This window comes from Microbacterium sp. UBA3486 (genome assembly GCF_002377845.1).
GTDB classification, from domain to species: Bacteria; Actinomycetota; Actinomycetes; order Actinomycetales; family Microbacteriaceae; genus Microbacterium; species Microbacterium maritypicum_A.
On record NZ_DFQP01000023.1, the window covers coordinates 24,845 to 33,911 of the forward strand.

The following is a 9,067-nucleotide window of genomic DNA, read 5'->3' on the forward strand; positions in this document are numbered from 1 at the left end:
GATCCGTCGATCACCGGGTCGCGTCCGGCTTGACCTGGAACCTCTTCCAGATGCTGGCGTCCTACTCGCGAAATCAGTACCTCGAAGCGATGCACGCCGCCAAGCGTCCCGCCCTCGTGCTCGGGTTCACGCACCTCGGGCGCGAGCGCAACGCCGCGATGGTGACGGGCGCGGTCGCGGATCTTCTCGAAGCGGTCGACGACGGGGCCGCACACGAAGGGGCGGAGATCGTCGGCGACCTCTACGTCTACGTGCTCGATGACCTCATCCTGAACTGACCGCGCACCGATATTTCACTGGGCCGGTCGGAGAGTGGATACCGTTCAGTAGTCGCCTTCTGAGGGCGACCGCACAGCATCCCTGGCTTCCCCGCCGTCACGGTGATCGTCCCCAAGATCACCATCGAGGGGTGCTGCGCCTCGTTCGTTGGCCGCCGTTCCCCACGGCGGCCGGCGGACGTCCATCCGGTGATGAAGAGTGTGAGCCGACCGCTGCCGGATCGTGAGGAGAGCGCGCCCGGCGATCGGGACAGCCGTCAGCCCAGCGGCCCCTCGAGAACGGTGAGCACGTCGACCTCCTCGAACCCGACCGACCTGTTGAGGGCGAGCATCGGCTCGTTCGTCAGCGCCGTGTACGTCTGCAGGAAACGCGAGCCGGCACTCTCCGGAACGCTCAGGAGTCGGCGGAGGTTGGCGACCTTCAGCGCACGCCCGATGCCGCGATCTCGAACCCGCTCCTCGACGAAGGTGTCGTCCTGAAGGGCGATCGTCGGATCGGGCCGAGAGAGCAGGATCTCGGTGTAGCCGACGGAGTGCCCGTCGATGCGAGCGACGCTCCGCACCAGGGCATACCCCTGTTCGGACATGCGCTCCTCGTTCCGGCGGACCGCCGCGACATCGACGGGCGCGGCAGTGCGTGTCAGGTCGCCCATCGGCACGTCGTCCGACATGTGCGCGCGCAGCCGAGCCCAGTCGTCGAGAAGCTCCTCCGGACAGGCGTCCACCCACGAGATGACCTCGACGTTCGACGGCGGGCCGGGGAAGCGGTCGAGGATGCCCTGCGGCAGCGGGAGATCGACCACCTGCCGGCTCTCGCGGACGCCGATCCGCATGCCCTCGGAACGTGCGAACGAGACGCCGGCATCGGAGTACGTCTCGGTGCGCATCACCGTGGCGGTGCCGCGCAGGGTGTTCCGCACGGCGTGGAGCAGCGCGCGGGCGACTCCGCGTCGACGGAACGCATCGAGAACGGCGATCTCGACGTCTGCCGGCTCGCCAGGGTGCACGTGCGCCTCGGCCGCGCCGACCGGCACTCCGTCGATCTCCGCGAGCAGCAGCACCGAGCTGCGGGTGGGATGGGGGTTCTGGAACTGCAGGCGCGTGGCCTCGTCGCTGCGGGACCACGCCTTCTGACGGCCGAAGGCGCACCCGTCGCGGAGGATGCCGTTCCACCGCAGCAAGAGGGTGATGTTCTGCGGATCGACGGGTTCGACGCGGATGCTCATCGCGGTCACGACGCTTTCGGGGGTTCGACGACGGGCGGGTGCATGACCAGGGTGCCATGCCAGGGAGCCGTTCATCCCTTTTCGCGCTGTCGCGGAGCCTCTGAGAGGGTGGAGGCAGGACCTGCCCTGAACGATGACGAGCGGTGAGCGATGAGTGGACCTGAATCCCCGATGGTCGCGGTCGAGGGCGCATCGACGCGGTGGTCACCATGGTGGCTGGCCTCCGGAGTGCTCTTCATCGTCTCGGCGCTGCTGACCGCGTTCCGCAGTCTCCCCGGGTCGCTCGAGGGGAATGCTCTCGTCGGCATCTCGACGGCGGCGACCGTCGCCTTCAGCCTCGCGCTCGCCGCGGCCGGGGTCGGAGCTGCACGTCGTGACGGCATCCTGCGGCTGCCGAGGTCCGCGGTCATCTCCCTCTTTCTCCTGGCGGTCTGGCTGCCGGTCGGTCCCCCGTCGCTGGCGGCGTCGTCCGACATCACGTCGGCTGCACCGATCTACGTGAACGCCCTCGTGGAGTTGGGGCTCAGCGGAACGATCGTGGCAGGTGTCCTCCGCAGTCCACTCGCGAAGCCCTGGAACGTGGTCCCCGCGGGCGCGCTCGCCACGGTGATCCTGGGGTCGTTGATCGAGGTCGCCGTGATGTCCGGCAGCGTGACCGATCAGAATGCGATGATCCTCGTCTCCCACGTGCTGACGCTGACACGAATCCTCGCCACCGGAGCGATGGGAGCCGTGGCCATCCAGGCCGCGCGCTCGCGGAGGCGATCGGTGGTCGTGTTCGGGGATTGACCCTCGTTCTGCGCATGTCGGTCGCCCCACTCCCGCCGGGCGACCGACGCTCCCGTCAGGCGGCCGACACGTATCCGTTCGAGGAGTCGTCCTCGACGAGGACGTACGCGAGCAGGCCGTCCGTCTGCGGTCGTGTCCGCCGCCACACTCGCTCGTGTCCACCGGTGGCGTAGTCGAGCACGATCCATTCGGGAGCGTGCGGATCGCGCCGTCCGACCACGTATGACGTGCTACCGAGGCCGACGGATCCGAGCTGGGCGACGAACTGATCGTCGTCGAGGGAGGCGGGCGGCGTACGGCAGAGCTCGGTCGAGCGGATGTGCATGGTCTGCGCGGCCTGCGCGGCTCGCCGTCTCATGCGAGTTCACCGGCTCGGACGCCCAGCTCGCTGGTGTCGCGGAGACCGTGCGTGTCGAGGTAGGCGCGGATGGTGTCGTGGACGATGCGGATCTGCGCCTCGTTCCCCATGGCGGCCTGCATCGTCCCCATCGTGGGTGCCGGCTTGCCGTTCACGCGGTCAAGCGCCTCCCAGACGATGTCCTCGCGGGAGCCGCGGCCCATCGAATGCGGCATCGAACTGAACACCGGGTTCGGTTTCCAACCGGTTCGGGTCTCCTCCATCAGTGATTCCTCTCCTCTGTCTCCTGGCGCCGTCGAACGCGGGTGCATCCGTTCTTGCGCGTGGGCGCGCCGAACACCCCCTGGGGCCAGAGACCCCCGACGGACGGCGCGCTGTCCTGCGGCCAGGAGCCTTCCCGCAGAGCTGTCGGATACCGACGGAGGGAAGGACGATCTGGCCGTCCGGTTCCCTACGACAGTAACACTTATTTTTAGTCATTCAAAATAAGGAAGTGGTCCGAATGGGCCGGAAGCGCCGAGAAGGCCCGATCCACGGGGGACCGGGCCTTCTCGCGGGGTGGGTGTCAGGCGCGCGGAGCGTCGTTCCAGGACCAGATGTCGTCGCCGCGCAGCACGGCGTCGGCGCCGCCGTCGCAGTAGATGGTCTGACCTGCCATATGGGTGTTGGCCGGGCTGGTCAGCCACACCAGCAGCTCGGCGATCGACGATGCGGGCTGGTGGTAGTTGAGGGGCATCGGCACGGCGGCGTCGACCTGCGCCAGGCCCTCAGGGCTCGACAGCAATCCGGCGGTCATGGCCGTGGTGACCGTGCCGGGCGCGACGGCGTTGAGGGGGATCCCCGCTCCGGCCCAGGCGTCGGAGACCGACGCGCGTCGCACCCAGCGCGAGAGGGCACGCTTGCTCGAGGAGTAGTTGAGGAACCCTCCCTCAGCCGTGGCGGCGAGCTGGTCGCCGATCTCGAGAGCGAGGGGCTCGTCGCCGCTCAGTGCCGCGTCGACGAGCTCGGCCGAGACGGGCTGCAGCGATGCCATCGACGACACCACGGCGGCGCGCGGCTGGTCCGCCAGGCTCAGGTTCGGCAGCAGCGCGGTGAGGAACTCGGTCACACCGAAGTAGTTGATCGCCATGGTCTTGGCGATCGGCGCCGCGATCCCCGCGCACGCGATGATCGCGTCGATGCCTCCGTCGGCGGTGGCGAGCACGGCGTCCGCGGCGGCCGCGCGGCCTTCGGGAGTCGAGAGGTCGCCTGTGACCTCCACGCCGGCGAGGTCGACACCGATCACGGTGTGTCCGTGTGTGCGAAGCAGCTCGGCGGTCGCGGCGCCGATGCCGGATGCGGCGCCGGTGACGACATAGGTGCGGGTCATGATTCCTCCTGGGGTGATGAGACGGCATCGGACGGCGACCGCGATACGGTCGCCTGCGTCGCCCCTGGCAGGGCGGCGACGAAACGGCTGAGGTGAGCCTGGAACTGGGCGATCTCCTGTGTCGACCAGCCGGCGAGGGCGCCGCCGACCATCTGCTGCCCGGCGGCGACGAGTCGTCCGTATGCTTCGCCGCCCGCGTCCGTCAGGCGCACATCGACCGTGCGGCCGGAGCGGACCCGGTCGAAGAAGCCCCGCGCCGACATTCGCGAGACCAGCTTCGACGTCGTCGGGCGCGACAACGCGGCTCGATCGGCCAACTGACTGAACCCCAGGGAGCCGCCGCTCATGCCGACCAGGTACAGGCTGCGCACCTCTGCGGCATCGAGGGATCTGTCGACGCTCTCGGCGACCTCTACCTGCAGCTCGCTCTGCGTCCACTCAGCGACGACGCCGACCAGCGCCTCACGGATGTCTTCGATCCTGCCTTCGATCGCCACAGGATCATTGTATCAGCTCAGTTGCGTGAGGCAACTGTTGGAGGAGGGCTATCCGTCAAGAGAGGTCGGCCGCCGTCGCGACGACCGTGGCGTACAGATCGGCGATGCCGGCGAGGGCTGCGCGGTGCAGCTGCGCGGCCGACACGTCGCCGACGACCGAGGGGAGGCTTCGCGTCGCGGTGGCGGCAGCGACCACCGTCGGACGGTTTCCGCGGAGGAAGGCGCCCTCGGTCGTGTAGGTGACGCACATGTGCGTCATGAACCCGGCGATCACGACATCGTTGTGGCCTGCGGCATCGATGAGGTCTCCGAGCTCGGTGCCGACGAAGGAGTTCGGAGCGGTCTTCACGACGACCGCCTCCCCGTCGGTCGGAGCGACACGCTCGTGGATCGCGCCGATGTCCTCGCGGATGTCGTACGCCGAGCCGACCCCGCCGTCGTGCTGCACGTGGATCACGGTCGCACCGGCGCTGCGGGCCCGCATGAGGAGGTCGGCCGCGGCGTCGAGGGCGGCATCCCACCCGTCGAGCTCCATCTCTCCGCGGGTGTAGGTGTTCTGGAAGTCGACGAGGATGACGGTCGAGGCCGCGAGGGCGGCAGGGGCGTCGACGATGCCGCTCAGGGAGCGGAGTGTGGATGACGTGGTCATGAGGTGTCCTCTCTCGGGTCGTCTGTAGTCTTGTTGACCCGAACGACTCTGAACAGCCGGATTCGGGTCAGCCGTCGCCGTGATCGGCTCGCCCCAAGGATGGAGGGACGCGCAATGAGCGCACCGCGTGTGACCGTGATCGCCGTGGACGGCATCAGCCCCTTCCACCTGTCCGTCCCGTCCCTCGTGTGGGGAGGCGAGACGCCCGTCGGCGAGATCGATCCATGGCCCATCCGCGTCGCGGCGCTGCACGCGGGCACGCTCCGCACCTCCGCCGACTTCGACATCGACGTGCGACACGGGCTCGAAGCGGTCCGCGGTGCCGACGTCGTCGTGGTGCCGTGGTGGGGCGAGCCCGACCGGGCGGCGCCGGATGAGCTGTCGAGCGCGCTGCGGGACGCGCATGCCGAGGGAGCCGAACTGGTCGGACTCTGCCTCGGCGCTTTTCCCCTCGCCGACAGCGGCGTGTTGGAGGGTCGCACCGCGACCACGCACTGGAAGTGGGCCGACGTGTTCCGGCACAGGTTCCCCCGGGTCGCGCTCGAACCGGACGAGCTGTACATCGACCAGGGGCAGATCGTCACGGGAGCAGGCGCCACGGCCGGGATCGACGCCTGCTTGCACCTCCTCGCCCGGAGAGAGGGTCAGCTCGTCGCGAACCGGGTCGCCCGGAGGATCGTCGCGCCGCCCCATCGCTCCGGTGGACAGGCGCAGTTCATCGAGCGGCCGGTTCCGGACGCGGGAGGAGACCCGATCGCCGAGGCGATGCGATGGAGCGCCGCGAACCTCGATGCCGATCTGTCCATCGACGTCCTCGCCGCTCGAGCCCATCTCAGCCGGAGTTCGTTCACCCGGGCCTTTCGGGCGCAGACGGGGTCGACGGTGGCGAAGTGGGTGCTCGCGCAGCGGCTCGCGGCAGCTCGGGAGCTGCTCGAGGCCACGTCGCTCCCGGTCGACACGGTCGCGTCGACGACCGGGTTCGGTGGGGCTGCGCTCTTCCGCCAGCACTTCGGTCGTGCATTCGGTGCGACTCCGAGCCAGTATCGGTCGGCGTTCCGAACCACCTGAGTGGATGCACGCGTGCCCGCGGAGGCAGGGGGGACGGATCATCCTCCCCCCTGCGCCCGCGGGGCACTGTCGGTGTCGGGGCCGATGTCACACGGAGACGGACTCCTCGGACGCCTCGCTCCGTGCCCGCGGCTTCGTCATCCAGATCGCGGTGACGATCGCGCCGACAAGGGCGAGGATCGCCGCGCCCAGGAAGGCGGCGGAGTACCCGCGCGTCAGATCGACCGCCGTCGGAGCGGTGCCTGAGATGCCGTAGACGATCGCGGTGAGGACGGCGAGCCCGAGGGCCGACCCGATCTGGTAGCTCGTGCTCACGAGTCCGGAGGCGACGCCCGTCTCCATCGGCGGTGCGGCGTTGATCGCGGTGCCCAGCGACGGGACGAAGGCGAGCGACATCCCGAGCGCGGCGAGGAGCGACGCCGGCAGCACGTCCGCGGCGTAGTTGCCGTCCGGGCGGACGAACGACAGCCAGAGCAGGCCGCCGGCGAGGATCAGCAGGCCGCTGACGATCATCGACCTGGCTCCGAACCGCGCAAGGAGGCGAGGGGCGAGGGCGACCATCACCAGGACGACCAGGCCCGTCATCGGCAGTAGTGCGGCACCCGCGGCGAATGCGCTCGCCCCGAGGACCTGCTGCAGGTAAAGGTTCAGGAAGAACCACATCGACACCCAAGCCGCTCCGAGGAGCAGCTGGGCGCTGTTGGCCGCGGCCAACAGCGGCGCACGCAGCAGCCCGAGGCGCAGCAGGGGGTTCCGGCTGCGTGCCTGGATCACGAAGAAGATCGCGAGCAGGACGATTCCGGCGCCCACGAAGGTCAGGGTCGACCAGGTGAGCCATCCGACCTCGGGGGCATTGACGACGCCGTAGACGACGGCAGCGAGACCGAGGGTGACGGTGAGAGCACCGGCCACGTCGATCGATCCGGCGGCCGTGCGGAAGGTGCGAGGGAGGGTGGATGCCGTGAAGGCGAGCACGAACAGCGCGATCGGCACCGTCACGTAGAACACCCACGGCCAGCTCGCGTACTCGGTCAGCACTCCGCCGAGGAAGACACCAGCCGTGCCGCCGATGGGGGCGGCGGCGCCGTACACCGCGAACGCCTTGGGAAGGTCGGAGGTGCCGCCGAACAGCATCATGAGCAGGGTGAGCGCGGCGGGAGCGATCAGAGCGGACCCGGCACCCTGAATGGCACGACCGGCGATCTCGAGTCCGACGTCGGTGGCGGCGCCGGCGAGGAGCGAGCCGATGATGAGGACGATCCACCCGCTCACGAAGATCTTCCTCGCGCCGAACGCATCGGCCAGGCGTCCGCCGAGCAGCAGCAGACCGCCGAACGCCACGACGTAGGCGTTGAACACCCACGACAGCGATTCGGGAGTGAAGCCCAGGTCGCGCTGGATATCGGGCAGAGCCACTCCGATGATCGAGGTGTCCATGATGACGACGAACTGCGCCGTGGCGATGAGGACGAGCCCGAGCCAGCGCTGGGCTCGGGAGATGGGCGGGCGGGACATGGGTTCCTCCTGTGGGTGCGTGCCGGTGGGTCCGGTCAGAGATCACCATATACCCATAGGGGGTAGGGGTATTCAAAATGTCTGGAAGGGGTCTGTTCGCGTCGAGACCTGACGAAAGCCCGGACCTCCCAGAGGCCGGGCCTTCACAGAGTCCTGCGTGCCGGTCGTCCGTCGACGCTCAGATGCACACGCCGTCGACGCTGCACGCCTCGCCGGCCTCCGACATCGAGGCGGAGACCGACGGCATCGACGGTGTGGTCGGCTCGGCGAGAAGACGCCCGAGGTAGGTGCCGAGGGCCAGTTCATCGACCGCGCCGAATGCGATCTGACGCACGCGCCCTTCCCGGTCGACGATGATCGTCGACGGCGTTCCCCGGAGTCCGTACCTGTGCATGGTCGCCGGAATCGCCTGACCGTCGAGCGGCCGATCGATCGCCACGGGGAACTCGATCCGGTATTCCGACAGGAAGACCTCGAGCGCCTCGCGGCCCATCACGGCGTGATGCTCGAAAACCGTGTGCAACCCGAGCACGACGAGCTCGCGGGAGTCGAACATGCCGTGGAGACGCTGGGCAAGCGGGAGGCCGTGGCTCACGCATCCGGGGCACAGCATCTGGAACGCTTCGACGACCACGACGCGTCCGCGGAGCGATTCCGGGCTGATCGGGGCGCTGTTCACCCACTCCGAGACGTCGAGCGCGAAGGCGTCGGCACCGAGCAGCGGCTCAGGCACGGGCTTCCTCCTCACGCTCGGGCAGCCGTGCTGCGACGTATTCGGTGAGGTCTGCCAGGCGGTTCGAGTAGCCCCACTCGTTGTCGTACCAGGCTGAGACCTTCACCTGGTCGCCGATCACACGGATCAATCCCGCGTCGAGGATCGAGGAGTGCGGATCGGCGACGATGTCGGCGGAGACGATCTCGTCCTCGGTGTAGCGGAGGATCCCCTTGAGCGGCCCTTCCGCCGCGGCGCGGTAGGCGGCCTTCACCTCTTCCACGGTCACGGGGCGCGATGCGGTGACGGTGAGGTCGGTGATGGATCCGGTGAGCACCGGCACGCGCAGCGCGAACCCGTCGAGCTTCCCGTCGAGTTCGGGGATGACGCGCCCGATCGCCTTCGCCGCGCCCGTGCTGGTCGGGACGATGTTGACCCCCGCCGCCCGAGCGCGCCGGAGGTCCGAATGCGGGCCATCCTGCAGGTTCTGGTCGGCCGTGTACGCGTGCACGGTGGTCATCAGGCCGGCCTCGATACCGAAGGCTTCGTGGAACACCTTGGCCACCGGGGCGAGGCAGTTCGTCGTGCAGGAGGCGTTCGAGATGA

At 68.9% G+C, this 9,067-nt stretch carries 12 protein-coding genes; 3 read left to right on the top strand and 9 right to left on the bottom strand.

Annotated elements, in window-relative coordinates; all coding sequences use genetic code 11:
- Positions 1-278 (top strand): hypothetical protein (locus B2869_RS02960; protein WP_292762519.1); only part of this gene is annotated, 278 nt, incomplete at its 5' end.
- A 257-nt stretch (positions 279-535) separates the two neighbouring features.
- Here the strand turns inward: B2869_RS02960 and B2869_RS02965 are convergent.
- Positions 536-1,504, bottom strand: coding sequence for a GNAT family N-acetyltransferase (locus tag B2869_RS02965; RefSeq protein WP_292762521.1), 969 nt, complete (start codon positions 1,502-1,504; stop codon positions 536-538).
- Positions 1,505-1,654: 150 nt separating this feature from the next.
- On the opposite strand from B2869_RS02965, the gene B2869_RS02970 reads away from it, so the two are divergent.
- Positions 1,655-2,293, top strand: a complete 639-nt coding sequence (locus B2869_RS02970; RefSeq protein ID WP_292762524.1) for a hypothetical protein — start codon at positions 1,655-1,657, stop codon at positions 2,291-2,293.
- A gap of 55 nt (positions 2,294-2,348) precedes the next feature.
- Here B2869_RS02970 and B2869_RS02975 read toward each other — a convergent pair whose 3' ends face one another.
- From B2869_RS02975 to B2869_RS02995, 5 genes are all read right to left on the bottom strand, one after another.
- Positions 2,349-2,651: a hypothetical protein gene (locus B2869_RS02975; protein ID WP_021201338.1), complete on the bottom strand. Its 303-nt coding sequence runs from the start codon at positions 2,649-2,651 to the stop codon at positions 2,349-2,351.
- Entirely contained in the window at positions 2,648-2,914 is a 267-nt protein-coding gene (locus B2869_RS02980) for a hypothetical protein (RefSeq protein WP_029268174.1), read from the bottom strand. The genes B2869_RS02975 and B2869_RS02980 overlap by 4 nt, the downstream gene beginning before the upstream one ends.
- A 302-nt stretch (positions 2,915-3,216) precedes the next feature.
- On the bottom strand, positions 3,217-4,020 hold the full coding sequence (locus tag B2869_RS02985; RefSeq protein ID WP_292762531.1) for an SDR family oxidoreductase: 804 nt from the start codon (positions 4,018-4,020) through the stop codon (positions 3,217-3,219).
- Complete coding sequence (locus tag B2869_RS02990) at positions 4,017-4,517, bottom strand: MarR family winged helix-turn-helix transcriptional regulator (protein ID WP_292762533.1); 501 nt, start codon at positions 4,515-4,517, stop codon at positions 4,017-4,019. Before B2869_RS02990 ends, B2869_RS02985 begins: the two co-directional genes overlap by 4 nt.
- A gap of 55 nt (positions 4,518-4,572) precedes the next feature.
- Positions 4,573-5,166 (bottom strand): isochorismatase family protein, encoded by a 594-nt coding sequence (locus B2869_RS02995; protein WP_292762536.1) that lies wholly within the window; start codon positions 5,164-5,166, stop codon positions 4,573-4,575.
- Positions 5,167-5,280: 114 nt separating this feature from the next.
- Between B2869_RS02995 and B2869_RS03000 the strand changes: the two genes are divergently transcribed.
- A complete protein-coding gene (locus tag B2869_RS03000) occupies positions 5,281-6,234 on the top strand; it encodes a GlxA family transcriptional regulator (RefSeq protein ID WP_292762537.1) in 954 nt (317 codons plus the stop codon).
- Between the two features lie 87 nt (positions 6,235-6,321).
- On the opposite strand, the gene B2869_RS03005 is transcribed toward B2869_RS03000, so the two are convergent.
- The 3 genes from B2869_RS03005 to B2869_RS03015 form a co-directional block, all read right to left on the bottom strand.
- Positions 6,322-7,749 carry an MFS transporter gene (locus B2869_RS03005; RefSeq protein WP_292762540.1) on the bottom strand — a complete coding sequence of 476 codons (1,428 nt, stop codon included), beginning with the start codon at positions 7,747-7,749 and terminating at the stop codon, positions 6,322-6,324.
- 178 nt (positions 7,750-7,927) lie between these two features.
- Positions 7,928-8,482, bottom strand: a complete 555-nt coding sequence (locus tag B2869_RS03010) for a peroxiredoxin family protein (RefSeq protein WP_292762543.1) — start codon at positions 8,480-8,482, stop codon at positions 7,928-7,930.
- Positions 8,475-9,067 (bottom strand): type I glyceraldehyde-3-phosphate dehydrogenase (locus B2869_RS03015; RefSeq protein ID WP_292762546.1); only part of this gene is annotated, 593 nt, incomplete at its 5' end. The genes B2869_RS03010 and B2869_RS03015, both read right to left, overlap by 8 nt.

Coding starts and splice junctions, on each gene's coding strand:
- B2869_RS03000 (WP_292762537.1), top strand. CDS start 5,281: ATGAGCGCACCGCGTGTGACCGTGATCGCCGTGGACGGCATCAGCCCC.
- B2869_RS03005 (WP_292762540.1), bottom strand. CDS start 7,749: ATGTCCCGCCCGCCCATCTCCCGAGCCCAGCGCTGGCTCGGGCTCGTC.
- B2869_RS02980 (WP_029268174.1), bottom strand. CDS start 2,914: ATGGAGGAGACCCGAACCGGTTGGAAACCGAACCCGGTGTTCAGTTCG.
- B2869_RS02975 (WP_021201338.1), bottom strand. CDS start 2,651: ATGAGACGGCGAGCCGCGCAGGCCGCGCAGACCATGCACATCCGCTCG.
- B2869_RS02965 (WP_292762521.1), bottom strand. CDS start 1,504: ATGAGCATCCGCGTCGAACCCGTCGATCCGCAGAACATCACCCTCTTG.
- B2869_RS02985 (WP_292762531.1), bottom strand. CDS start 4,020: ATGACCCGCACCTATGTCGTCACCGGCGCCGCATCCGGCATCGGCGCC.
- B2869_RS02970 (WP_292762524.1), top strand. CDS start 1,655: ATGAGTGGACCTGAATCCCCGATGGTCGCGGTCGAGGGCGCATCGACG.
- B2869_RS02995 (WP_292762536.1), bottom strand. CDS start 5,166: ATGACCACGTCATCCACACTCCGCTCCCTGAGCGGCATCGTCGACGCC.